The organism is Paraburkholderia sp. 35.1 (assembly GCF_050436525.1).
GTDB lineage: Bacteria > Pseudomonadota > Gammaproteobacteria > Burkholderiales > Burkholderiaceae > Paraburkholderia > Paraburkholderia tuberum.
In genome coordinates, this window is sequence record NZ_JBNDMJ010000003.1 from 1593347 (window position 1) to 1619043 (window position 25697).

A 25697-nucleotide genomic window follows, 5' to 3' on the forward strand; every position below is an offset into this window, starting at 1 on the left:
GGTGCCGACGATGGGCGAAGCAAAGCACGCTTTCGCGCGGTTGTTACGATCCGTTCCGTGGGCTTGCGAGGGCTTTCGAGTGCTTGCCAACTGTTGTCATCGCTTGCCTGTCGTCGCGCAGAGCCGGATCAGGCAGTGCTAAAGTAAGCGCTGCACCTTCGCTGATCCGCCCCGGCGCGAGCCCGCCAGCACCGAGCGGCGCACAGTAAGCGTTGGTAAGGAAATGCCCGGTCGCGCGTCGGGCGGGCCAGTCTAGAATTTCGCCATGAATCCACAGGTCCTTATCGTCGACGACGATCCGGTCGTACGCGATCTGCTTTGCAAATTTCTGCAGTCGAACGGCTTCGATGCGTCCGTGCTGCATGACGGCACCCATTTGCAGCGTCGTCTCGAGCGTGAGCGGCCGTCGGTCGTCGTGCTCGACATCATGATGCCGAACACCGACGGCCTGCGCGCGCTCACCGCGTTGCGCGCCGCCGGCGACGACATCCCGGTGATCTTCGTGACCGCGCGCGGCACGGTGGCCGACCGCATCGTCGGTCTGTCGCTCGGCGCAGACGACTATCTGACCAAGCCGTTCGATCCGCGCGAACTGCTCGTGCGGATCCAGACCGTGTTGCGCCGGCGCGGGCCGTCCACCACGAGCGCGCCCGAAGCACGCAAGCGCTATCGCTTCGGTCCATTCGAACTGGACTTCGCCACGCGCTCGCTGAGCCGCGACGACGCCAAGCTGCCGCTGCGCGACAGCGAATTCGCGCTGCTGAAGATCTTCGTCAACAATCCGTACAAGGTGCTGTCGCGCGTGCTGATTCACGATCTCGTGCATCGCGACAACCTCGCGTTCCGCGACCGTAGCCTCGACGTACCGATCTGGCGCCTGCGCCGCGTGATCGAGGACGACCCGTCGAACCCGTGCTACGTGCAAACGGTGCGCGGCAAGGGCTACGTGTTCGTGCCCGACGCCAACGGCGCACCCTTCGAGGACGGGGCCGCCCCGAGCGCATGAGAAATCCGCTGAACACGCTGTTCGGCAGAATGGCGTTGCTGTCGGCGGCGGTGCTGTTCGCGATTCAGGCGAGCTGGTTCGTGCTGGTGACGATGCAGCCGCCGCGCCACGAAATCGACGGCTTCGCGCGCGGCATTCTGCTCGTGCTGCAGGCGATCAACGGCGAGCCGATCAAGGGCGCCGCGCTCGCGCCGGCGATGCGCGTGCATCTGGTGCCCACCTGGAACATGCCGACCAGCGTGCATCTGCGCGAGCCGCACGAGCATATGGTGGTCGAACTGAGCCGGCACCTGCGTGAGAACCTGCCGGCCGGCACGCAGATCGCCGTCGACGATCTGCGTCCGCCGCAACTGTGGGTGCTGGTCCCGGGCAAGTCGAACTGGGTCGTCGTGCCGGTCGACCTGCCGCCGCCGCCGCGCTTTCTGATCGAATCGGTGTCGATGCTGGTCGCCGGGCTGATCCTGTCGTTGTTCGCGGTGTGGCAGATGCAACGGCCGTTGTCGCGCGTGGCCGATGCGTCGCGGGCGTTCGGCTCCGGCGGCCGGCCCCGACCCGTGCCGGTGCAGGGCCCGCGCGAGCTGCGTGAGCTGATCGGCTCATTCAACGACATGATGCGGCGCCTGAACGAAGCCGGCGACGACCAGGCGGTGATGCTCGCCGGCGTCGCGCACGATCTGAAGGCGCCGCTCACGCGCCTGAAGCTGCGCGCAAGCGTGCTGGTCGACGAAAACGAGCGCGCGGGCCTGATCCGCGACGTCGATTCCCTGACCAACATCGTCCAGCAGTTCCTCGAATTCGCGGGCCAATCGGCGGACGCCGGACCGGCCGTCGAAGTCGACGAGTTCTTGCGCGAGCAGTTTTCCTCGGGCGATTACGCGGAGGCCGCTGAAACCGCCGAAGCGGCGGACCCAGCCGAAACCCCGCTGTTCGCGCTCGATCTGCGCGCCGGCCCCTCGTTCACGCTGCCGCGCACGCTGCTCGACCGGCTCGTGACGAACCTCGTCGACAACGCGCTCGAACACGGCATGCCGCCGGTGGAAATCTCGACCGCGTGCAGCGACCGTCATTGGACGATCAGCGTGCGCGACCACGGCGCCGGCATTCCCGACGACCGCATTGCCGCGGCGATGAAGCCGTTCGTGCGGCTCGACGCCGCGCGCGGCGGCGAAGGCCATTGCGGGCTCGGTCTCGCGATCGTCGCGCGGCTCGCGCACGATCGCGGTGGACGCTGCCTCGTGCGCAATCACGCGCAGGGTGGGCTCGAAGTACGGATCGAATTGCCGGTGGACCCGGCGCTGTCGTAAGGATGTTCGCAGGCAAACGCGGCGCGGACCGGACACTTACCTGCCCTTACCGCATCGACTGTCGCGCGGGGTGCGGCCTTATAGTCACCCCCGGCAACCTCGATGCAGCCCTTCCCGGTCCGCCCGCACCTCTGCGGCGGACTTTTTTTGCGCTGTAAGGAAGGCCACCAAAGCGCGCCAGCGAAGCGCGTCAATGCACGAGCCGATTGCGCAGCGCGTCGACCTTCGCCCTGGAAAGACCGAGGCCTTGCGTCAGGTAGCTCGCCATCGTGCCGTAGCTCGCCTGCACCTGGTCGAAGCCCGCCTGCAGATAGTTCTCGTCCACGTCGAGCAACGGCGCTCTCGCCGTCGCGATGGCCGCGCCTTCCTGCGCGCGCAGCGTGGTGGTTTGCGCGGCGATCGATGGCGCGAGATAGACGTTGCTGAGCAGGTAGTCCTGCATGATCACGTCGAGCGGAACGTTGGCGATGCTGAGCAGCAGCGCCGCGACCCAGCCCGCGCGATCCTTGCCCGCGTTCGAGTGGAATAGCTGCGCGCCCGTGCCGTCGGCGAGCGCGCCGAGCAGCGCGCCATAGGCGGCTCGCTGCGGGCCGCCCGTCACATACGCGCGCGCCTGCGCCTGCATGAACGCGACGGCGTCGACGGGAGAATCGACCGGGGGCGCGACGAAGTCGTTCGTGCCGAGCACGTTCAGCGTCGAGGATGTCGCGCCGCTCGGCAGCACGTCGGCGGTGCGTGCGATTTCGGCGGGCGTGCGCAGGTCGTAGACCGACACGATACCGAGCTTGTCGAGCGTCGCCGTGTCGGTGCCGCTCAGCGTCAGCGCGTTCGCGCGATAGAACACGCCGCGCCGCATCTGTTTGCCGTCGACGGTCAGATAGCCGGCACCCGCGCCGCCGACATCGCGGAAGTTGCTGACCGACACGAGCCGCGGCGTAGCCGGCTGATCGGCTTCGAGACTACCGCCGCAGGCGGACAGCAGCGTGCTGCCGAAACCCGCGGCCAGCATCGCACCGGCCGAGCCCCTCAGAAAGCGTCGCCGCGCCGCCGACGCTTCGCCGGGCATGCCGCGCTCCACGGGCACGATCGTGCTCGCAAGGGCGCGGAAAGGCGAACGGTTTTTCGCGGTAACGGACATCGGGGCGACAGGTGTATAGGAGGATTGCGCGGGGCAGCCGGGGCTGCAGACGCAGTTTAACGTTGACCAGGAAGTTTTGCGTTACATCGTAGGGCTTGTAAGAAAAAAGAGGGACGGTTGGCCCACCGATTTCCGTTCCCTTGCGGTGCCTTATCGGCCGTTGCCGCGCGCACGCCCTTTTTGACCCCAACTGGCCTCACGACGCCGCATCCCCGTAGAATACTGACACCCTCCCATCCGGCCCCCGCGGGCACAAGAAACCTGGAGACCACAACAAAACATGTCTTCTCTCCAATGGTTCACCGAGCTGACCCCGCGCGAGCGTCGCACGCTATTCGCCGGTTTCGGCGGATACGCGGTCGACGCGTTCGACTTCATGATCTACTCGTTCCTCATCCCGACGCTGATCGCGACGTGGGGCATGAGCAAAAGCGAAGCAGGCATGATCGCCAGCAGCTCGCTGATTTCGTCGGCGATCGGCGGCTGGCTCGCCGGCATTCTTGCCGATCGCCACGGCCGCATCCGTGTATTGCAATGGACGATCGCCACCTTCGCGATCTTCACGTTCCTGTCTGGCTTCACGCAGTCGTTCTGGCAGTTGCTCGCCACGCGTACGCTGCAGGGCATCGGCTTCGGCGGTGAGTGGTCGGTCGTGACGATCATGATGGCCGAGACGATCCGCTCGCCACAGCATCGCGCAAAGGCGGTCGGCACCGTGCAGAGCAGCTGGTCGTTCGGCTGGGCGGCCGCGGCGATCGTCTACTGGGCGGCTTTCGCGCTGCTGCCCGAGCAGTACGCGTGGCGCGCGTGTTTCTGGGTTGGCCTGCTGCCCGCCGCATGGATCATCTATATCCGCCGCAACGTCAGCGACCCCGACATCTTTGTCGCGACGCGTCGCGCGCGCGAAAGCGGCATCAACACGTCGCACTTCATGCAGATCTTCTCAGCCGCGCATCTGAAGACAACTGTGCTCGGCAGCGCGCTGTGCACCGGCATGCTCGGCGGCTACTACGCGATCACGACGTGGCTGCCCACCTATCTGAAGACGGAGCGCCATCTGTCGGTGTTCAATACGAGCGGCTATCTGATCGTGCTGATCGTCGGTTCGTTCGCCGGCTATATCGTCGGCGCCATTCTGTGCGACAGGATCGGCCGGCGCGCGTCGTTCGTGCTGTTCGCGCTCGGCTCGTTCGTGCTCGGCATGGTCTACACGATGCTGCCGATCACCGACGCGATGATGCTCGCGCTCGGCTTTCCGCTCGGCATCGTCGTGCAGGGGATTTTCGCGGGCATCGGCGCGTATCTGTCGGAGCTGTATCCGAACGAAATCCGCGGCTCGGGGCAAGGCTTCTGCTACAACCTCGGGCGCGGGCTCGGCTCGTTCTTTCCGATACTCGTCGGCACCTTCGCGCAGACAATGACGCTCGTGAAGGCGATGGGCATCGTCGCGGGCGCGGGGTATCTGCTCGTGATCGTCGCCGCGTTGTGCCTGCCGGAAACGAAGGGCAAGGTGCTAGGGGCGGCCGGGTCCGCCGCTTGAGATCGTCTGACACCGCAGTTCCCAATCATGAAAACGATCGTACTCGGCGGCGGCGTCATCGGCGTCGCCACTGCTTTTTATCTGTGCCAGCAAGGCTGCGACGTGACGGTGATCGAGCGCGAACCCGACGTCGCCCTGGCCACGAGTTTCGGCAACGCCGGCGTGATCGCGCCGGGCTACGTGACGCCATGGGCCGCGCCCGGCATGCCGGCGAAAATCCTCAAGTACCTGTTCAAGCCGGCCTCGCCGCTGATCTTCCGGCCGACGCTCGATCCGGCCCAATGGCGCTGGATCGCGCGCTGGCTGCGCGAGTGCGACCTCGACCGCTTTCGCGTGAACAAGCAGCGTATGCAGCGCATCGCGTACTACAGCCGCGCTTGCCTGCACGAATTCCGCGGCCGTCATCCGTTCGATTACGGCCGCAGCCAGGGCTATCTGCAACTGTTTCGCAGCGAGTACGACGTCGAACTCGCGCAGCCGGCGCTCGCGGTGCTGCGCGATGCGGGCATCGTGCATCGGGAAGTCAGCGCCGCGCAGTGCGCGGAGATCGAGCCCGGTCTGCGCTGGGCGCGTCAGGCGCCGTTCTCGGGCCTCTATCTGCCCGACGACGAAGCCGGCGACTGCGCGCGCTTCACCCGCGAACTGCGCGCGATCTGTGAACGCAATGGCGTGAGCTTTCGCTTCGACACGCGCGTCACGTCGCTCGATGTCGAGGGAGCGACGGTGCGCGGCGTGCGTATTCAAAGCGAGCAGGGCGCGCAGACGCTGCCGGCCGACGCGGTGGTCGTCGCGCTCGGCGTCGATAGCGCGGCGCTGCTCGCGCCGCTCGGCGTGAAGGTGCCGCTCTATCCGGTGAAGGGCTATTCGGCCACGCTGCCTGTGACCGACGAGGAAAAAGCGCCACGGGCGGCACTGATGGACGAATCGCTGAAGACGGCGATCACGCGCTTCGGCAACAACCTGCGCATCGCGGGTACGGCGGAGCTCGGCAATCGCCAGACGACGTTGCGCGAGCAGGCGCTGCAAACGCTGCTCACGGTGCTGCGCGACTGGTTTCCGCACGCGGCCAATCCGACTTCCGCGCACTTCTGGGTCGGCCGCCGGCCGATGACGCCCGATGGCGCGCCGCTGCTCGGCCCGTGCAACATCGACAACTTATGGCTGAACCTCGGGCACGGCTCGACGGGCTGGGCGATGTCGATGGGCTCGGCGCGCGTGGTCGCGGATCTGATCGCGCAGCGCAAACCGGAGATCGATCTCGACGGTCTGACGCTCGCGCGCTATCGCCAATGAGGCGGACATAACGCACCGCGACGAGATAAAAGAAAACCGGGCTCCCCCTTTCAGGCGAGCCCGGTTTCTTTTTTACTGCATTGCTTTCCCGCTACAGGTGCCCTTCATGGGACGCCTTGTCGTCTCCACGTCTTCCTGCAAATCGTGGCCGGCGCGCGCGGCATGGAACGCCAGGCACGCACACCGGCTGAAGACGCTTAACGCGGCAGTTCCGAATGCCCCATCAGGAACGCATCGACCGAACGTGCGCACTGACGGCCTTCGCGAATCGCCCACACCACGAGCGACTGGCCACGGCGCATGTCGCCTGCCGTGAACACCTTGTTCACCGACGTGTAGTACGCCTTGTCGCCCTCGGTCGTGGCGCGCACGTTGCCGCGCGCATCCTTGTCGACGCCGAACGCTTCGAGCACCGGCGACACCGGCTGCGTGAAGCCCATCGCGAGCAGCACGAGGTCGGCCTTCATTTCGAATTCGGAGTTCGGCACTTCGACCATCTTGCCGTCCTTCCATTCGACGCGCGCGGCGATCAGCTTCTCGACCTTGCCGTTCTTGCCTTCGAGACGCTTGGTCGCGACCGCCCAGTCGCGCTCGCAGCCTTCCTCATGCGACGACGACGTGCGCAGCTTGATCGGCCAGTACGGCCATACGAGCGGCTTGTTCTCTTCTTCCGGCGGCTGCGGCAGCAGTTCGAATTGCGTGACGCTCTTCGCGCCGTGACGGTTCGACGTGCCCACGCAGTCGGAACCGGTATCGCCGCCGCCGATCACGACGACGTGCTTGCCCTTCGCGACGAGCTGGTTCGGCACTTTGTCGCCGGCGTTGACCTTGTTCTGCTGCGGCAGGAATTCCATCGCGTAGTACACGCCTTCGAGCTCGCGGCCCGGCACCGGCAGATCACGCGGCATTTCCGAACCACCGGCGATCACGACCGCGTCGAACTGTTCGTTCAGCTCGGCCGGCGTGATGGTTTCCTTCGCGGTGTTGCCGATGTGCGCCGGCAGCGAGTCAGGCTTGCCGATGAACACGTTGGTGCGGAACGTCACGCCTTCGCCTTCCATCTGGCGCATGCGGCGGTCGATCTGCCACTTCTCCAGTTTGAAGTCGGGGATGCCGTAACGCAGCAGGCCGCCGATCCGGTCGTTCTTCTCGAACACGGTCACGTCATGACCGGCGCGCGCGAGCTGCTGCGCGGCCGCGAGACCCGCGGGGCCCGAGCCGACCACGGCGACCTTCTTGCCGGTCTTGTGCTTCGGCGTCTGCGGCGCGACCCAGCCTTCGGTCCAGGCTTTGTCGATGATCGCGTGCTCGATCGACTTGATGCCGACCGGATCGTCGTTGATGCCGAGCGTGCACGCCGCTTCGCACGGCGCCGGACAGATGCGGCCCGTGAACTCGGGGAAGTTGTTGGTCGAATGCAGCACTTCGATCGCGTTCTTCCAGTCCTGACGGAACACCAGGTCGTTGAAGTCCGGGATGATGTTGTTGACCGGGCAGCCGCTGTTGCAGAACGGGATGCCGCAGTCCATGCAACGCGCGCCTTGAATCTTCGCTTCGTCGTCGGTCAGTGCCGCGACGAATTCCTTGTAGTGCTTCACACGCGTGAGCGGAGCCTCGTACGTCTCGTGGCGACGTTCGAACTCGAGAAAACCGGTTGCCTTGCCCATGTGGTTCTCTTCTCTATCTGTATCTAGGGGGTAATCTGGACCCGCCGCGCGTCGATTGGTCGGAACGCGGCGGGTACGTCTAAAGTTGACTTCCGTGAAGGCAGCTCAGGCGGCGAGCACTTCGCTGTTCGCCTTCTTCGCGGCGAGTTCGCCGAGCGCGCGCTTGTATTCGGTCGGGAACACCTTCACGAACTGACGGCGTGCCGCGTCCCAGTTTTCGAGCAGCGCCTTCGCGCGCGGAGAGCCCGTGAACTGGAAGTGACGCTCGATGAGCCCCTTGAGCAGCGCTTCGTCGGTCGTGCCGCGATGCCACACGCCCTGATCGACCGTGCGCTCCTGTTCGGCCTGTTGCAGCACCGGTTCGAGCGCGACCATCGACTTGTTGCACTTGCTCGCGAACATGCCGTCCGGATCGAACACGTACGCGATGCCGCCCGACATACCGGCCGCGAAGTTACGGCCCGTCTCGCCGAGCACGACGACCGTGCCGCCCGTCATGTATTCGCAACCGTGGTCGCCCGTGCCTTCGACGACCGCCGTCGCGCCCGAGTTACGCACGCAGAAACGCTCGCCGGCCACGCCGCGGAAGAAGGCTTCGCCTTCGATCGCGCCGTACATCACCGTGTTGCCGCAGATGATGTTCTCTTCCGACTTGCCGCGGAAATCGTTGGTCGGACGGATGATGATGCGGCCGCCCGACAGGCCCTTGCCCACGTAGTCGTTGCCGTCGCCGACCAGATCCAGCGTGATGCCCTTCGCGAGGAACGCGCCGAAGCTCTGACCCGCGGTGCCCTTCAACTGGATGTGGATCGCGTCGTCCGCGAGTCCTTCGTGGCCGTACTTCTTCGCGATCGTGCCCGACAGCATCGCGCCGACCGTGCGGTTCACGTTGCGCACCGGCTGGATGAACGACACGTGCTCGCCTTTCTCGATCGCGGCCTTCGCCTTCTCGATCAGCGTGTGGTCGAGCGCGCGGTCGAGGCCGTGATCCTGCACGTCGACGTGCTTGCGCGCGACTTCAGCCGGCACTTGCGGCTGGTAGAACACACGCGAGAAGTCGAGGCCCTTCGCCTTCCAGTGCTCGATACCCTTCTTCGTGTCGAGCAGTTCCGCGCGACCGATCAGGTCGTCGAACTTGCGGATACCGAGTTGCGCCATGATTTCGCGCGCCTCTTCCGCAATGAAGAAGAAGAAGTTCACGACGTGTTCCGGCTGGCCCTGGAACTTCGCGCGCAGCACCGGATCTTGCGTCGCGACGCCGACCGGGCACGTGTTCAGATGGCACTTGCGCATCATGATACAGCCTTCGACGACGAGCGGCGCCGTCGCGAAGCCGAACTCGTCAGCGCCGAGCAGCGCGCCGATCACGACGTCGCGGCCGGTCTTCATCTGACCGTCAGCCTGCACGCGGATACGGCCGCGCAGCCGGTTCAGCACCAGCGTCTGCTGAGTTTCGGCGAGACCCAGTTCCCACGGCGTGCCCGCATGCTTGATCGACGACAGCGGCGATGCACCCGTGCCGCCGTCATGACCGGCGATCACGACGTGGTCGGCCTTCGCCTTCGCGACACCCGCGGCAACCGTACCGACGCCCGACTCCGACACGAGCTTCACCGAGATGCTCGACGACGCGTTCACGTTCTTCAGATCGTGAATCAGCTGCGCCAGATCTTCGATCGAGTAGATGTCGTGGTGCGGCGGCGGCGAAATCAGGCCGACGCCCGGCACCGAGTACCGCAGCTTGCCGATGTAGTCCGACACCTTGTGACCCGGCAGCTGACCGCCCTCGCCCGGCTTCGCGCCCTGCGCCATCTTGATCTGGATCTGGTCGGCCGACGCGAGGTACTCCGCCGTCACGCCGAAGCGGCCCGACGCGACCTGCTTGATGCGCGAGCGCAGCGAATCGCCTTCCTTCAACGGAATGTCGACGACCACTTCGTCGCCGATCACGGACTTCATCGTGTCGCCGTTCTTGATCGGAATGCCGCGCAGTTCGTTGCGATAACGGTTCGCGTCTTCACCGCCTTCACCGGTGTTCGACTTGCCGCCGATGCGGTTCATCGCGACGGCGAGCGTGGCGTGCGCTTCGGTGCTGATCGAGCCCATCGACATTGCGCCGGTCGCGAAACGCTTGACGATTTCCTTCGCCGGTTCGACTTCGTCGAGCGGGATCGCCTTGGTCGGATCGAACTTGAACTCGAACAGGCCGCGGAAAGTCATGTGGCGCTTGGTCTGATCGTTGATCAGATGCGCGTATTCCTTGTACGTCTGGTACGAGTTGCTGCGCGCCGAGTGCTGCAGCTTGGCGATCGCATCCGGCGTCCACATGTGTTCTTCGCCGCGCACGCGGTACGCGTACTCGCCGCCCGCGTCGAGCATGTTCGCGAGGACCGGGTTGTCGCCGAATGCTTCGCGATGCAAACGGATCGCTTCTTCCGCGACGTCGAACAGACCAATGCCGCCGACTTTCGACGACGTGCCGTGGAAGTACTTCGACACCAGATCCGCGGCGAGACCGACCGCTTCGAAAATCTGCGCGCCGGTGTACGACATGTAGGTCGAAATACCCATCTTCGACATGACCTTCTGCAGGCCCTTGCCGACTGCCTTCGTGAAGTTGTAGACCGCCTTCTCCGCCGACAGGTCGCCCTTCAGGCCGGCCGCGAGCTGGCTCAGCGTTTCCATCGCGAGGTACGGGTGCACGGCTTCCGCGCCATAGCCCGCGAGCAGCGCGAAGTGGTGCGTTTCACGCGCCGAACCGGTCTCGACGACGAGACCCGTGCTCGTGCGCAGACCCTGCTGCACGAGGTGCGTGTGGATCGCGGCCGTAGCGAGCAGCGCCGGAATCGCGACGTTGTCGCGGTCGGTCTTGCGGTCCGACACGATCAGCATGTTGTAGCCGGACTTGACCGCATCGACGGCTTCCGCGCACAGCGACGCAAGGCGTGCCTCGATGCCTTCCTTGCCCCAGGCGACCGGATAGCAGATGTTCAGTTCGTACGAGCTGAACTTGCCGCCCGTGTACTGATCGATCGCGCGGATCTTCGCGATGTCCTTGAAGTCGAGCACCGGCTGCGACACTTCGAGACGCATCGGCGGGTTGATATTGTTCGTGTCGAGCAGGTTCGGCTTCGGGCCGATGAACGACACGAGCGACATCACCATGTTTTCACGGATCGGGTCGATCGGCGGGTTCGTGACCTGCGCGAACAGCTGCTTGAAGTAGTGATAGAGCGTCTTGTTCTTGTTGGACATGACCGCGAGCGGCGAGTCGTTGCCCATCGAGCCGACGGCTTCCTCGCCCGCTTGCGCCATCGGCGCCATCAGGAACTTCAGGTCTTCCTGGGTGTAGCCGAACGCCTGCTGGCGATCCAGCAGCGCAGCAGCTTCGCGGCGTTCCGTCACGACGTCTTCGGCCTTCGCCTCGATCTCGTCGAGCTTGATGCGCACGGCGTCGATCCAGCTCTTGTACGGCTTGGCGTTCGCGAGGTTGTCCTTCAGTTCCTTGTCGTCGATGATGCGGCCGTGCTCCATGTCGATCAGGAACATCTTGCCCGGCTGCAGACGCCACTTCTTGACGATTTTCGACTCGGAAATAGGCAACGTGCCGGCTTCCGACGCCATGATGACGAGGTCGTCGTCGGTGACGATGTAGCGCGCCGGGCGCAGACCGTTACGGTCGAGCGTCGCGCCGATCTGGCGGCCGTCGGTGAACGCGATGGCGGCGGGGCCGTCCCACGGCTCCATCATGGCGGCGTGGTATTCGTAGAACGCGCGGCGATTTTCGTCCATCAGCGTGTGCTGTTCCCAGGCTTCCGGAATCATCATCATCATCGCGTGGACGAGCGGGTAGCCGGCCATCACCAGCAGTTCGAGACAGTTGTCGAACGATGCCGTATCCGATTGGCCCGGATAGATCAGCGGCCACAGCTTCGGCAGATCGTCGCCGAGTACGTGCGAGGCGATCGCGCCGGTACGCGCGTTCAGCCAGTTGACGTTGCCCTTCACCGTGTTGATTTCGCCGTTGTGGGCGATCATGCGGTACGGGTGAGCCAGTTCCCACGCCGGGAACGTGTTGGTCGAGAAGCGCTGGTGCACGAGTGCGAGCGCCGAGATGGTGCGGTCGTCCTGCAAGTCGCGGTAGTACACGCCGACCTGGCCCGCCAGCAGCAGACCCTTGTAGACGACCGTGCGCGCCGACATCGACGGCACGAAGTATTCCTTGCCGTGCTTGAGCTTCAGCGCCTGGATGCGATGGCTCGCGGTCTTGCGGATGATGTACAGCTTCCGCTCAAGCGCGTCGGTCACCATGATGTCCTTGCCGCGGCCGATAAAGATCTGGCGGATCAGCGGCTCGCTCGCCTTCACGGTCGGCGAGATCGGCATGGCGTGGTCGACCGGCACGTCGCGCCAGCCGAGCACGACCTGACCCTCGGCCTTCACCGTGCGCTCGAGCTCCTGTTCGCAGGCGATGCGCGACGCGTGCTCCTTCGGCAGGAAAATCATGCCGACGCCGTATTCGCCAGCCGGCGGCAGCGTCACGCCCTGCCGGGCCATCTCTTCGCGATAGAAGCCGTCCGGAATCTGGATCAGGATGCCCGCGCCGTCGCCCATCAGCGGATCGGCGCCGACGGCGCCCCGGTGATCGAGGTTCTCGAGAATCTTCAGGCCCTGCTGGATGATTTCGTGACTCTTGTGGCCCTTGATATGGGCGACGAAGCCGACGCCGCAGGCATCATGCTCGTTTTGCGGGTCGTACAGACCTTGGGCGGCGGGAACCGGGTGAATCGGTTGCTGGTGGTCGTTCATGGGGACACCGTCTGTGAGGAGGCCGGACAGGCCGTTAAACCATTGTGTTTTTGCCGCAGTGCGCTTCGCGATTACGACGGCGCTCTTCTCGCAGCAAGACTGCGCGGGACGAAAAGCGTCGGAAATCGGAATATACGCGACGAATCAAGGAAATAGCAAATAAAACCTAATGATAGGACCCCGATTATCAAATTGGTGCAGTGCGGTTATTTTTTATTGGTGCCACATCAATTTGGGGCAAAAGAAAACGGCATCCGACGTGCCGTCTTCATGCAGTCCCTTGATGCAAAACACTTTAATCGGATTTAAAGCGGCTCTATCGGCGCCGCCGGGTATCGCCCTGCCGTCGCCTCACTGCGTATGCGGCGTCTCGCGCACCTTGCGTGGCCGGCCACGCGGTAGGGGTGACACACGTCGGTTGGCGGCGCGCGCCGCCCATTCGCGGTACGTGTCGCTGCCGAGCACCCAGCCCTTCAACGTGGCTTGCTGGAGCTGACTTGCCTCGCGCTCGTCGAGCGGCTGCTCGCACAGTTCGCGATAAGCACGCTGTCGCTCGAACGGCGTATTGCCGAGCGACCAGTAAAGGGGGTGATCCGTGATCAGACTGTCGAGGGTGAGGCCGATGTGATGACGGTAGCTCGACCAGCGATAATCCTCGGCCGCGTTGACCAGCTGCAAGCGCACCGGACACATTTCCACGACCCGGCTCGCAAGCAGGAAGTAGCGTTCACCCTCGATCACGGTGGCCCGGTAACGGCCTTCCCACAAGGTGCCGCGACGCGCATAGCGCCGGTTGAAGTGCGCGACATAGCGCCGCCCGACGGCCTGCATCGCCTTGGGCAGGCTCGACTCCTCGGTGGGCGTGACGAGCAGTTGCACGGCGCCCGGCATCAAGGCGTAAGCGTGGATCGAAAGGTGATGGTCCCGGGAGGCCGCCTTCAGACAGTCGATGAAAAGCTCGTAGTCCTGGTCGTCGACGAAGGCGGGCTGCTGGTCGAGCCCGCGGAGGATGACGTGCTGCGGCTGGTCGGGGACATAAAGACGTGCAAGCCGTGCCATGCTGGAGTGTCCAATAGTCGCGTTGGTATATACCCGAAGGTCCGAAGAGCCGCATGGGCGCAAGGTTCGGCGCCATGCGGCCAAGCCAGAAACCACGCGGTGCTTAGGGAGAAAACTCTAACCGCCGCGTATGGTTTGTTTCAAACGTTGTAGTCATAATGAGCGGGCCTTTTTTGGAGGAGCACATATGAAATTAAAACAGGCCGTAACGGGGATGGCAGTGCTAGCCTGCATGAGCACGGCAGCGCACGCACAATCGGCCGGCACCATTTACTTCTCGACGGGCTGGTTCCATCTTGCGCCCCAATCGAGCAGCGACCCACTGACCGTGACCAGCATTGGCGGTAGCCCAACCAACATCACCGAAGCCAACACCGGCGCCTCGCTGAGTTCGGCCGATACCATCGGTTTCACCGCCGGCTACTTCGTCACCGACCATATCGCAACCGAATTCGTCATTGGCGTCCCCCCTACTTTCGATCTGTACGGCACGGGCAGCTTCGCGCAGTTCGGCAAGCTCGGGCAGGCCAAACAGTGGAGCCCGACGCTGCTGTTCAAGTACTACTTCAACGCGCCGACCGCTTCGTTCCGCCCGTATCTCGGTCTCGGTGTGAGCCGCATCTGGTTCACCGACGCACACATTTCCAACAGCGCATTCGTAGCCAACGTTCTGCATGGTCCGACCAGTGTGTCGACGGATAGTTCGTGGGAACCTGTGTTTAATGCGGGCTTCACGTACGCCTTCAATCAGCATTGGTTCGCCGGCGTGTCGATCTCGTACCTGCCGCTCAGCACGACCGCAAAGCTCAGTTCGGCATCGGCCACGCCGGTCGGCACGCTGACCGTGCAATCGCAAACCAAGATCAAGCTGAACCCGATCGTCACTTACGTCAACGTCGGTTACCGTTTCTAACGCTTCGCTAGAGCGGGTAGCTTAAATTAGGGTAGTCGAATTTTCGCGACCTTGGGAACGCCGTCATCGAACCGATCACGGCGTTTGCATTTGGCGTCTCTGTTGCATCGGGGTGGCAGCGTCATCCGGCATCAGCGTTTGTAAATTTGACGCGAATTCGGCGCGTCCATGTGCAAAATCGGCGACGATCCGGGCACGCCCCATCCTGTCGCGAGCCGCACGCGTGCAGCGGTACCGGCGATGCAGCGCTTGGCATCGAAGTTGCGTTTAGATGGCGTTTCCTATGCGACGACGTGATACTGCGTCTGCGCATAGCGTGTCCGCGCGACGATGCGCGGGGCCTTTCAACTCATCGACGGAGCGACCATGACAGCACTTCCAAATACGCGAGACGCCCTCGGCGAATCCTGGACCAGCGCGAGTCGCCGCGCGCGGCGCATCGCTCGCCACAGCCGCCACGCGGCCGAAGACATCGCGGTCGAGTTGCGCACCCTGCTGTCGGAACTCGAATCGACCTTGGCCGACGGCACGCAGGCCGACGCCGTGGCCCTGCGCGGCAGGCTGCGCAAACAGTTGGACGCCGCGCGCGAGCGGCTGAACGACACGCGCGACGCGATGCGCGATCGTGCGGGCGTCGCGATCTCGGACGCCGATCACTACGTGCATGAAAATCCGTGGCAGACGATTGCGATCGTCGGCGGGCTTGCGCTGGTGCTGGGGGCGCTGTTCGCGTCCCGTTCGCGATGACGCTGGCGTGCCCGGTTTGACGGTGCTGGCAAGGGGCGCGACGGCCGCTCGATGCGAAGGCTGAACGTTACACCGCTTGCCGCGCCCAGCCGCTCGCGCCTAGTTGTCGTCGATCACGAACAGCCGCCGATACTCCTTCAGCGCGTAACGATCGGTCATCCCCGCGATGTAATGCGCGATCAAACGCGGCTGACGCGTCGCATCGGCCGACTGATAGTCCGGCGGCAGCAGCCGCGGGTCGTCGGTGAACGCGTCGAACAGGCCGACCACGACGCGGCGTGCCTTGTTGGCCATGCGCATCACGCGATAGTGACGGTACATGTTTCTGAACAGGAAGCGCTTGAGCGCCGCGGCCTGCGCGGCGATCGCATCACTGTGCGCGACGAGCGGTGGCGCCGCGCGTACGTCGTCGAGTGACGCCGGCGCGTAGCGCGCGAGATTGGCCCGCGTCGTTTCGATCAGATCGACGATCAGCGTATTGATCACGCGCCGCACCGTCTCGTGAATCAGCCGACGCCCCTCGATCTGCGGATAGTCGCCGCGCGCCGCCTCGCAGTGCGTCTGCCAGAGTTCCACTTCGGCGAGCTGCTCGAGCGACAGCAGACCGGAGCGCAGACCGTCGTCGACGTCGTGATTGTTGTACGCGATTTCGTCGGCGACGTTGGCGATCTGCGCTTCGAGCGACGGTTGCCGCCCTTCGAGAAAGCGCTCGCCCAATGTGCCGAGCCGGCGCGCGTTGTCGCGTGAGCAATGCTTGAGAATGCCCTCGCGCGTCTCGAAGCACAGGTTCAACCCATTGAACGCTCCATAGTGCTCTTCAAGTTCGTCGACGACCGTGAGGCTCTGCAGGTTGTGCTCGAAGCCGCCATGCTCGCGCATGCATTCGTTCAATGCATCCTGGCCGGCATGGCCGAACGGCGTATGGCCGAGATCGTGCGCCAGCGAAATCGCTTCGACGAGATCTTCATTGACGCGCAGATTGCGCGCAACCGAGCGCGCGATCTGCGCAACTTCGAGGCTATGGGTGAGGCGCGTGCGAAACAGGTCGCCCTCGTGGTTGACGAATACCTGCGTCTTGTATTCGAGCCGCCGGAATGCGGTCGAGTGGACGATGCGGTCGCGGTCGCGCTGAAACTCGGTACGCGCGCTCGGCGCGGTTTCCGCATAGCGACGCCCACGCGACTGGCTCGAATGCGCCGCGTACGGCGCGAGATGCGCTTCGAGCGCCTGCTGGGTCGGCGCGGGGACGGCGGGTGTGGCAACCGCGGCAGCGGCATCCGCGGTGCTGGCCGTGGCGGCGATGACGCCGTTCCCGGCGCCTGCGCGCGCGCTCGTCGTGTCATGCTGGATATCGTCGCTGCGCCTGTCAGTCACCGGGTCCTCCGAAACATGGGCGGCGCCTCGTGACGCGGGTGCGTGAAGCGTAGCTGCAGGGCCGTGTTGAATCTAGATGGCGGCGGCCAGCGTCGCATGCACGTCGGCGTCGGGCGCGCGGGTGATCAGTGTCTCACCGAAACGCTTCAGCAGAATGAACTTGATCGCGCCGGCTTCCGCCTTCTTGTCGATCTGCATCAGCTCGATGTAACGATCCGCGCCGAGCGCGGGAGCACGAGTGGGCAGATGCGCGGCAAGCACGACGTCGACGAGCCGCTTGCGCGACGCTTCATCGAGATGGCCGAGCCTCACCGACAGATCCGCCGCCATCACCATTCCGCAGCCGACCGCCTCGCCGTGCAGCCACTCGCCATAGCCGAGTCCGGCTTCGATCGCGTGGCCGAACGTGTGACCGAAGTTGAGGATCGCGCGCAGACCACCTTCGCGCTCGTCCTGCGCCACCACCGACGCCTTGATCTCGCACGAGCGTTTGACTGCCTCGGTCAACGCCTCCGGTTCGCAGCGGTTCAAAGCCTCGATATTGGCCTCGATCCAGCTGAAGAATCCGGCCTCGGCGATTGCGCCGGTCTTGATGACCTCGGCGATGCCCGCCGCGAGTTCGCGTTCGGGCAACGTACGCAATGCGCCGATGTCCGCGATCACCGCCCGAGGCTGGTAGAACGCGCCGATCATATTCTTGCCCAGCGGATGATTGATGCCGGTCTTGCCGCCGACCGACGAATCCACCTGCGACAGCAACGTGGTCGGCACCTGGATGAACGGCACGCCGCGCATGTAGCAGGCGGCGGCAAACCCGGTCATGTCGCCGATCACACCGCCACCGAGCGCGATCAGCGTGGTCTTGCGGTCGGCGCGCGAGCCGAGCAGCGCGTCGAAGATCAGGTTCAGCGTCTGCAGATTCTTGTGTGCTTCGCCGTCCGGCAAAATCACCGTGGACACCTGCTTGTTCAGCGGCGCAAGCGCTGCGCGCAGCTTGTCGCCGTAGAGCGGATCGACGGTGCTATTGGTGACGATCGTGACCGAGTTGCCGGCGATATGCGGCGCGAACAGCGCGGTCTGGCCGATCAGGCCGGCACCGATATGGATGGGGTAGGCGCGCTCGCCCAGTTCGACGTTGACGGTAATCATACGGTCCATTATGAAGCAGGATGTTTGGCGACGCCGGCCATCTCGAGCTGCATCAGAACCATGTTGACGAGTCCGTTGACCGAGGGCCGGCCGGTTTCGATCACGAAGTGCGCGCATTCGCGGTACAGCGGGTCGCGCACTTCATAGAGCGCTTCGAGGCGCGCCTTGGGGTCTTCCGTTTGCAGCAGCGGGCGATTCTTGTCGCGCCGCGTGCGCAGCCACAGGTCATGCGGATTGGCGCGCAGATAGATCACGAGGCCACGGCTTTTCAACGCTTCGCGGTTTTCCGGCCGCAGGACTGCACCGCCGCCGGTCGCGAGCACGATATTGTCGCGCCCGGTCAGCTCGGAGATCACGCTCGCTTCGCGATCGCGAAAGCCCGCTTCGCCCTCGAGCTCGAAGATCACGGGAATGCGCGCGCCCGTGCGCGCCTCGATTTCATGGTCGGAATCGAAGAACGGGCGCTCGAGACGGCGCGCAACCGCCCGACCCACAGTGGTTTTTCCTGCCCCCATGAGCCCTACGAAAAAAACATTGGCGTGTGCGTCCCGCGCTTGCAACGGTGTCCTCTGGCTAATCCGGTGTAGTTCGTGCCGCAGCTTACTGGCAAAGCGGCTGCCTTGTCGAGCCTGCGCGCCGCCGGCGGACGGCGGTGCATGCGTGCCCTATATGCCCTAATTTTCCCGCACCACGCGCGGCGTGATGAAAACCGCCAGTTCGCTACGCGTGTCGCGATGAGTCCGATGGCGGAACAATGCGCCCAGAACCGGTATTTTGCCGAGGAGGGGCACCCGCTCGACGTCGTCACGGTCGTCGGTCTCGTAAATTCCGCCGATCGACACCGTACCACCGTCCTCGACCTCGACGCGCGTTTGCACGTGCTTGGTGTTGATCGCGGGCCCGGCGTCGGTCTGCTCGCCGACGCTGTCCTTCGCGACGTCGAGATCGAGCACCACGCGGCCATCCGGCATGATCTGCGGCTCGACCTCCAGTTTGAGCGTCGCCCGACGAAACTGCACGCCCGATACGCCCTGGCCGACCTTCGCCTGATACGGCAGTTCGGTGCCCTGCTCGACGATCGCCTTCATCCGGTCCGCGGTGACGACCCGTGGGCTCGACACGATTTTCCCATGCCCTTCGGACTCGAGCGCCGAGAGTTCGATATTCAGCAGCCGGGTCGCGTGAGCCGCGAACAGCGTGAGGCCGGCGGTCGCGGCATCGAATCCGGAGATCGGTCGGGCCGACAGATCGTACACGGAGCCGTCCGTCCCACCCGTCAGCCCTCTCGACGTACCGTCCGCACTGGTGCCGGCGAGCGACAGCCGCACCCCGAGATTGCGCGAAAAGCCCTGGTCGCCTTCGACGATCTGAGCCTCGATCAGCACCTGGCGAGTCGGCCGGTCGACGGAAGCGATCAGCGCCGCGATCTGCTCGAGCCGCCCCGCGAGATCGGTGACGAACAGCAGGTTGGTGCGCGGATCAGCGGTGACGGCGCCACGTTTGGACAGCACGCGCTGGGTGCCGGAACCGGTCAGCAGGCGACGGACGTCCTCGGCATGCGCGTAGTGCAGCTCGAAGGTGCGGCTCACGAGCGGCTCGAGGTCCGCGGCGCGCGCGTGGGCTTCGAAGCGCTGACGTTCGCGCGCGGCGAGCTCGGCGGCAGGCGCGACCCAGATTACGTTGCCGTGGCGCTCCATCGCCAGATTATTGACATCGAGCAAGGTGTCGAACGCGGTGCGCCACGGCACCTTGTCGAGACGTATCGACACGGCGCCGCGCACTTTGGCGCTGGCGACGATGTTCAGGCCGGTGAACTCGGCGAACGCTTTCAGGACCGCGCCAAGTTGCGCACGCTGAAAGCTCAGCGAGATCGGCTCGTTGCCCGCGGGAAGGCCCCAGTCCGCACTGGCCGATGCGTCGGCGAGGCGCGGCCGCGGCGGCAGCGGGACCGGCGGGCCTTCGAGACCAGGCGTGCCGGCACTGTCGTCGCGAGCCGGGGTGGCGGGTTGTGTTGGCGAAGGCGGCGGCATCGGGCCGTTGGCGAGGTCGTCCGGGGAGGCGTCGGGCGCTATCGCGGAACGCGCGGCCGGCTGGAGCGTGTCCGGCTCCTGGGCCCCGCCTGGCGTGGAAACGTCGCCGAACGGATTCGCCGCCTGGCCGATGCCGCCGCTCGGCAGCGGCGCCGTCTCGTAGGCGGTGTTGGCCGATACGGCCGGGTCGTCGAGCGCCGCGTAAGTCGGCAACGGCGGCGGCAGCAGTGGCGTCGCTGCCTGGGCGACGCCGGCACCCAGCGTCGCGGCGACGTAGAGCCCGAAACACCGTCCCGAGACGACGCGGACCTCGCGTCCGACACCCAGCGTCGCCACGCTCCATCGCTTGAGCGGGCGCATCATGACGCCTCCGTCAGCGTCAGCGTGCGCGTCGCGCCGCCGTTCGCGAGCGTAATGCCAAGCGCGTCGAGCTGTGTGACCCGCTCGACGCCCAGTCGTTGCCCAGCCGCGACCGTCGTCGTGCCGTCTGGCGTGTCGAGCAGCGCGAGCCCGCGGGTACGATCGCGCAGCAAACCGACAAGGCGCAACTCAGAAGCATCGCCCAGCTCGCCGCTCGCGGAGATCTGCGACTTCGCAAACGGATCGAAGAACACGAGGCCTTCGTCGTCATCGTCGGCAGCCTCGTCGGCGTCAGGGCTCGCCTCGGCGCTCGCAGCCGGGGTGTCGGGCACCGGTCGCAGCGCGGCGTACACCTGCAGCGTCGCGGCCACCGCGAGCCCTTTGCCGTCCTGCTTGACGGTCACGTCGACGGGAACGATCAGCACCGGCAGTTGCGCGAGCCCGTGGAAAAACGCCATCAGGTGAACGAAGTCGGTGCGCGCGGTGAGCTGCAGCACGCGCATCCGCTCGACGCCCTCGCCGCTCGCCGCGCCCGGTTCCACCGCAAGCAGCGCGACGCCGCTTTGCGTGGCCAGCTCGGAGACGATGCGCACGTCGTCGGCGGAGTTCCACGACACGGCGCTCGACGCCGTGGCCGGCATCGCCGCGGCTGCACGGCGCAGCGACGGCAGCTGTGCGAGCGTGTGCCGCGCGTGCGCGAGACGCTGCGTGCTGACCGCGAGCGCCGCGCGGCTCGCTTCCAGTCCGGCGAGATCAGCCGCGTTCCAGCCGTACGCGCCGACGCCGAACACGAGCGCGGCAAGCGTCGCCGCGACGAGCCAGCGACGGCGCCGACTCCACGCCTCGAGCGGCATACGCGCCCGCTTGACCCAGCGCGAAAAACCCGCGGACCCATGCGCCGCACCACCCGCCTCGAAAAAGGTCGTGCTCATCGCGCACCTCCCGTTCGTGCGGCCTTCAGGGCGCGCGTCGCTTTGTGCGGCGGATCGCCCCAGCGCAGGCGCGCATCGAACTCCACGGGCCCGCCTATCGCCTGTTCCGTCGACGCGCCGCCCTTCCCCGTCGGCTGATGCAGATCGCGCATCTCCGCGCCCTGCACGCCGTGGATCGCGCCGAGCCGCTTGAGCCACTCAGCCGATGCGATATGGCCGCTCGAAGTCGCCAGCAATTCAGTCTCGTACTCGCGCTGGCGCAACTGCCGCAACACGACGCGATCGCCGGGTTCGAAGCTCAGCGCGTCGAGCAGATCGCGCAGATGTGCGAGCGGCCTCGCGAGACTCGCGGCGCGCGCCGCGGCTTCGCGCTCATCCTGTTCGGCCCGCGACAGCTTCGCGTGCTCCGCGAGCGGCACGGCGAGCGGAGTCAGCGCCTGCCCGGCCGCCGCGCGCCGCGCATCGAGCCGCGCTGCAGCGAAGCTCTGCCAACCGGCGACGAGCAACACACCCGCGGCACCGACACAAGCGGCCACAGCCCAGTCGCGCATACAGCGGCGCCGCGCGAGTCGCGCGTTGCGTTGGCGATACGGCAGCAGATTGAAGCCGCCCAGCCACGGTACAGCGGCGCGCTGATCGGCACTCGCGGCGACGCCAGACGAAAACGACAGAACGGCCCTCATTCCAGCACCCCGCGCAACGCGAGCCCAAACGCGACCGCGCCAGCCGGCTCGTGCAGCAAGGCGTCGTCGAGCGGCCGCGCGTGGCTGCCGAGCAGCGCGCATTCGAACGGCAGCGCCGAGCAGCCGAGCACGTCGCCAATATCGGCGAGTGAAAAGCCGACGCCGTCGAGCAGATCGATTTCGCCGCCAATCAGCGCGCAGTCGAACTCCGGCCCGCGCATGAGATCGCGCAACGCGTCGGCGAGATCGGCATGCTCCGGCGCCGGGTAGCGCATCTCGCCGACGCTCGCGCCATCGACGACGCTCCAGCCGTACACGCCGTCCGTACCGACCCACACCGCCGCGTACGGCTCGTTCGGGTCGAGCTCGCGACTGGCCGCGTGGCGCAGCGCGCGCAATGCCGCGTGCGGTTCGCCATCGATCGCGGACAGCGAAATCCCTGCGGTCGCGGCGCATTCGATCCGCGCTTCGAGATGCTGGCGCGCGGTCGCGGCGATCTTCACCGAGCGCACCGGCGACGGCGTCTCGTCGACGTACCAGTCGACCGCGAGCGCATGACGCTCGAGGCCGGCGATGCGCTCCGCCTCTCCCATCACCGCGGGCGCAAGTCCGGCGAGCGCAACGCCGCCGTCCTCCGCCTCGCAGTCGCTCTGAGCGGCGAGCCGCGCGAGCGGCACTGTCGTCGTCAGCGTGGCCGACGAAGGCACGGCCATCGCGCAGCGCAGCGCGTGCGTCGCGCATACGCGCGGCAAACCGGCGAACGCATCGCGCAACGCCCGCGCGACGGCCTGCCGATCGACGATCTCGGCGCCCGCCATGGTGCCGGCCGCGAACGGCACCGTGCTCATATGTTCGAGATGCAGCGCGCCTCGGGCGCGTTGACTCACCACGACGAGACGCACGTTTTGCGAACCGACATCGATGCCGGCGGCGAAACGCTGCCGGCCCTCCCGCACCGCCTGAAGCCACGAATTTTTATAGGCCATACCGCCCTCCCTCTGACTCACGCGACGAACCATTCGAACGCGAGTAACGAGGGATCATTGTCGGCAGACGCACGTCCTAACGACATTCAGCCGAATGGCTAACGCGGATGCGAAGCCACCCCGAGCGAACATCAAAGCGACTACAGTTGGGACTACAGCGAAGTCATTCCCGCGCCGCCTGGCGTGTGCCGATTGCGCGTCATTCGTAAGCTTGTCGAAAGCAGAAAAACCCTGGCGGCTATAATCGCGGGACTGTTTTTCCGGTACTCCTATGCAAGCCACGTCTCCTACGTCCCCGCCGCCCGCGCCGAAACGGCGCAAACGTCCGTTATGGCTGAAGCTGATCCTCGGCTTTGTCGGGTTGATCGTGGCGGGCATCGTATGCGTGGCGCTGGTGCTCGGCTATGCGCTCGTCGTCGCGACGCCGAACCTGCCGTCACTCGATGCATTGACCGACTATCAGCCCAAGGTGCCGCTGCGAATCTATACGGCCGACCACGTGCTGATCGGCGAATTCGGCGCGGAGCGGCGCGACATCGTGCACATCCAGGACGTGCCCGACAGCCTGAAGAAAGCGATTCTCGCGATCGAGGACGCGCGCTTCTATGAGCACGGCGGCGTCGACCTCACCGGCATCGCGCGAGCCGGCTTCGTCGCGCTGACCAACGGTCATGCGACGCAAGGCGCGAGCACGATCACGATGCAGGTCGCGCGCAACTTCTTTCTGTCCAGCGAGAAGACGTACACGCGCAAGATCTACGAGATGCTGCTCGCGTACAAGATCGAGTCGAAGCTGAGCAAGGATCAGATTCTCGAGGTGTACATGAATCAGATCTATCTAGGTCAACGCGCGTACGGTTTCGCGAGTGCCGCGCGCGTGTACTTCGGCAAGGATCTGAAGGACCTGACGCTCGCCGAATCGGCGATGCTCGCCGGTCTGCCGAAGGCGCCCTCCGCGTATAACCCGGTCGTCAATCCGAAGCGTGCGAAGGTGCGCCAGGAGTACATCCTGCAGCGCATGTACGAATTGCACTACATCACTCAGGAACAGTACGACGAGGCGAGCCGGCAGCGGCTCGTCGTGAAGGGCATGGGCAAGGAGTACAGCGTGCACGCGGAATACGTCGCGGAAATGGTGCGGCAGATGATGTACGCGCAGTATCGCGAGGAAGCCTACACGCGCGGCCTGAACGTCGTGACCACGATCGACTCGGCCGATCAGGACGTCGCCTACCACGCGGTGCGCAAAGGCTTGATGGACTACGAGCGCCGTCACGGCTATCGCGGCCCGGAGGCGTTCATCGATCTGCCGGCCGACGCCGACGAGCGCGAGCAGGCCATCGACGACGCGCTGCTCGAACATCCCGACAATGGCGAAATCATCGCGGCCGTCGTCACGGCGGCGAGCCCGAAGCAGGTCCAGGCGGCGTTCATCGACGGCAATGTCGCGACCATTCAGGGCGACGGCCTGCGCTACGCGCAGTTCGCGCTCGGCCCGCGCGCGCAGCCGAATCAGCGCATCCGGCCCGGCGCGATCGTGCGGCTCGTGAAAAACGACGAGGGCGACTGGTCGATCACGCAATTGCCCCAGGTGGAAGGCGCGTTCATCTCGCTGGTGCCGCAGGACGGTGCGATCCGCTCGCTGGTCGGCGGCTTCGACTTCAACAAGAACAAGTTCAATCACGTGACGCAGGCGTGGCGTCAGCCGGGCTCCAGCTTCAAGCCCTTCATCTATTCGGCGTCGCTCGAAAAGGGCCTCGGGCCCGCCACGATCATCAACGACGCGCCGCTCTTCTTCAGCGCCGCCGAAACCGGCGGCCAGGCGTGGGAGCCGAAAAACTACGGCGGCGGCTTCGACGGTCCGATGACGATGCGCACCGCGCTGCAGAAATCGAAGAACCTCGTGTCGATCCGCATCCTGAACCAGATCGGCCCGAAGTACGCGCAGCAATACATCACGCGGTTTGGCTTCGACGCGGACCGCCATCCCGCCTATCTGCCGATGGCGCTCGGCGCGGGTCTCGTGACGCCGCTGCAAATGGCCGGCGCGTTCTCGGTGTTCGCCAACGGCGGCTACCGGATCAATCCGTATCTGATCGCGGAGGTCACCGATCAGCGCGGCATCGTCGTCGCGCACGCGCAGCCGCTCGTGGCCGGGCAAAGCGCGCCGTTCGCGATCCAACCGCGCAACGCCTACGTGATGAACAGCCTGCTGCAAAGCGTCGCGCAGCACGGCACCGGGGCGAAGAGCAACGTGCTCAAGCGCACCGATCTCGCCGGCAAGACCGGCACGACCAACGATTCCCGCGACGCGTGGTTCGCCGGCTATCAGCACACGCTCACCGCGATCGCGTGGATCGGCTACGACAACCCGCGCAGCCTCGGCGACAAGGAAACCGGCGGCGGCCTGGCGCTGCCGGTGTGGATCGAGTACATGGGACGCGCGCTGAAGGGGGTGCCCGAGTACAAGATGCCACGCCCCGACGGCGTCAGCGAAATCGGCTCGGAGCTTTATTTCGACGAGTTCACGCCGGGCCACGGCTTCATCGCGACGGTCGGCGTCAGTCAGGCGACGCTCGATGCGGAGGCGAGCGCGGCAGCCGCCGCTCCGGAACAGGTTGGCGAACAGGAAAAGCAGGACATCATGAATCTGTTCCGCGGGCACTGAGGCTGCGTCGATGTCCCGCTAGAAAAGAAAAAACCGCCG

The 25697-nt window shown here is 65.4% G+C and carries 18 protein-coding genes; 7 read left to right on the forward strand and 11 right to left on the reverse strand.

Annotated features, from left to right (window positions below):
• Positions 1–265: 265 nt before the first annotated feature.
• Both OKW27_RS27485 and OKW27_RS27490 read left to right on the forward strand, forming a co-directional pair.
• A complete protein-coding gene (locus OKW27_RS27485) occupies positions 266–1006 on the forward strand; it encodes a response regulator (RefSeq protein ID WP_184065535.1) in 741 nt (246 codons plus the stop codon).
• Positions 1003–2310: an ATP-binding protein gene (locus tag OKW27_RS27490; RefSeq protein ID WP_429335401.1), complete on the forward strand. Its 1308-nt coding sequence runs from the start codon at positions 1003–1005 to the stop codon at positions 2308–2310. Before OKW27_RS27485 ends, OKW27_RS27490 begins: the two co-directional genes overlap by 4 nt.
• Positions 2311–2500: 190 nt before the next feature.
• Here the strand turns inward: OKW27_RS27490 and OKW27_RS27495 are convergent, their stop codons facing one another.
• Positions 2501–3376: a tyrosine-protein phosphatase gene (locus OKW27_RS27495; RefSeq protein WP_429335402.1), complete on the reverse strand. Its 876-nt coding sequence runs from the start codon at positions 3374–3376 to the stop codon at positions 2501–2503.
• Positions 3377–3728: 352 nt separating this feature from the next.
• Here OKW27_RS27495 and OKW27_RS27500 point away from each other — a divergent pair, with 352 nt between their 5' ends.
• On the forward strand, positions 3729–4988 hold the full coding sequence (locus OKW27_RS27500; RefSeq protein WP_429335403.1) for an MFS transporter: 1260 nt from the start codon (positions 3729–3731) through the stop codon (positions 4986–4988).
• 27 nt (positions 4989–5015) lie between these two features.
• Positions 5016–6281 (forward strand): D-amino acid dehydrogenase, encoded by a 1266-nt coding sequence (locus tag OKW27_RS27505; protein ID WP_090802121.1) that lies wholly within the window; start codon positions 5016–5018, stop codon positions 6279–6281.
• A 197-nt stretch (positions 6282–6478) separates the two neighbouring features.
• Here the strand turns inward: OKW27_RS27505 and OKW27_RS27510 are convergent, their stop codons facing one another.
• The 3 genes from OKW27_RS27510 to OKW27_RS27520 form a co-directional block, all read right to left on the reverse strand.
• Positions 6479–7948 (reverse strand): glutamate synthase subunit beta, encoded by a 1470-nt coding sequence (locus tag OKW27_RS27510; RefSeq protein WP_090802122.1) that lies wholly within the window; start codon positions 7946–7948, stop codon positions 6479–6481.
• Positions 7949–8053: 105 nt separating this feature from the next.
• Positions 8054–12757 (reverse strand): glutamate synthase-related protein, encoded by a 4704-nt coding sequence (locus tag OKW27_RS27515; protein ID WP_184070646.1) that lies wholly within the window; start codon positions 12755–12757, stop codon positions 8054–8056.
• Positions 12758–13108: 351 nt separating this feature from the next.
• The gene (locus OKW27_RS27520; protein ID WP_013090727.1) at positions 13109–13816 is read right to left on the reverse strand and encodes a transposase; all 708 of its coding nucleotides are present in this window, start codon (positions 13814–13816) and stop codon (positions 13109–13111) included.
• Between the two features lie 187 nt (positions 13817–14003).
• On the opposite strand from OKW27_RS27520, the gene OKW27_RS27525 reads away from it, so the two are divergent.
• Positions 14004–14729 (forward strand): OmpW/AlkL family protein, encoded by a 726-nt coding sequence (locus OKW27_RS27525; protein WP_187612933.1) that lies wholly within the window; start codon positions 14004–14006, stop codon positions 14727–14729.
• A 366-nt stretch (positions 14730–15095) separates the two neighbouring features.
• Positions 15096–15476 (forward strand): DUF883 family protein, encoded by a 381-nt coding sequence (locus tag OKW27_RS27530; RefSeq protein ID WP_090802126.1) that lies wholly within the window; start codon positions 15096–15098, stop codon positions 15474–15476.
• Positions 15477–15575: 99 nt separating this feature from the next.
• On the opposite strand, the gene OKW27_RS27535 is transcribed toward OKW27_RS27530, so the two are convergent.
• From OKW27_RS27535 to pilM, 7 genes are all read right to left on the reverse strand, one after another.
• Positions 15576–16778, reverse strand: a complete 1203-nt coding sequence (locus tag OKW27_RS27535; RefSeq protein ID WP_244144944.1) for a deoxyguanosinetriphosphate triphosphohydrolase — start codon at positions 16776–16778, stop codon at positions 15576–15578.
• A gap of 144 nt (positions 16779–16922) precedes the next feature.
• Positions 16923–17999, reverse strand: coding sequence for a 3-dehydroquinate synthase (aroB, locus tag OKW27_RS27540; RefSeq protein WP_429335404.1), 1077 nt, complete (start codon positions 17997–17999; stop codon positions 16923–16925).
• Between the two features lie 8 nt (positions 18000–18007).
• A complete protein-coding gene (locus OKW27_RS27545) occupies positions 18008–18559 on the reverse strand; it encodes a shikimate kinase (RefSeq protein WP_090802131.1) in 552 nt (183 codons plus the stop codon).
• 114 nt (positions 18560–18673) lie between these two features.
• Positions 18674–20392 carry a type IV pilus secretin PilQ gene (locus OKW27_RS27550; RefSeq protein WP_429335405.1) on the reverse strand — a complete coding sequence of 573 codons (1719 nt, stop codon included), beginning with the start codon at positions 20390–20392 and terminating at the stop codon, positions 18674–18676.
• Positions 20389–21321, reverse strand: a complete 933-nt coding sequence (locus OKW27_RS27555) for a hypothetical protein (RefSeq protein ID WP_090802134.1) — start codon at positions 21319–21321, stop codon at positions 20389–20391. The genes OKW27_RS27550 and OKW27_RS27555 overlap by 4 nt, the downstream gene beginning before the upstream one ends.
• Positions 21318–22004, reverse strand: coding sequence for a fimbrial assembly protein (locus OKW27_RS27560; RefSeq protein WP_429335406.1), 687 nt, complete (start codon positions 22002–22004; stop codon positions 21318–21320). Before OKW27_RS27560 ends, OKW27_RS27555 begins: the two co-directional genes overlap by 4 nt.
• Entirely contained in the window at positions 22001–22990 is a 990-nt protein-coding gene (pilM, locus tag OKW27_RS27565; protein WP_090802137.1) for a pilus assembly protein PilM, read from the reverse strand. The genes OKW27_RS27560 and pilM overlap by 4 nt, the downstream gene beginning before the upstream one ends.
• 271 nt (positions 22991–23261) lie before the next feature.
• Here pilM and OKW27_RS27570 point away from each other — a divergent pair, with 271 nt between their 5' ends.
• Positions 23262–25658 (forward strand): penicillin-binding protein 1A, encoded by a 2397-nt coding sequence (locus OKW27_RS27570; protein ID WP_090802139.1) that lies wholly within the window; start codon positions 23262–23264, stop codon positions 25656–25658.
• Positions 25659–25697 lie beyond the last annotated feature (39 nt).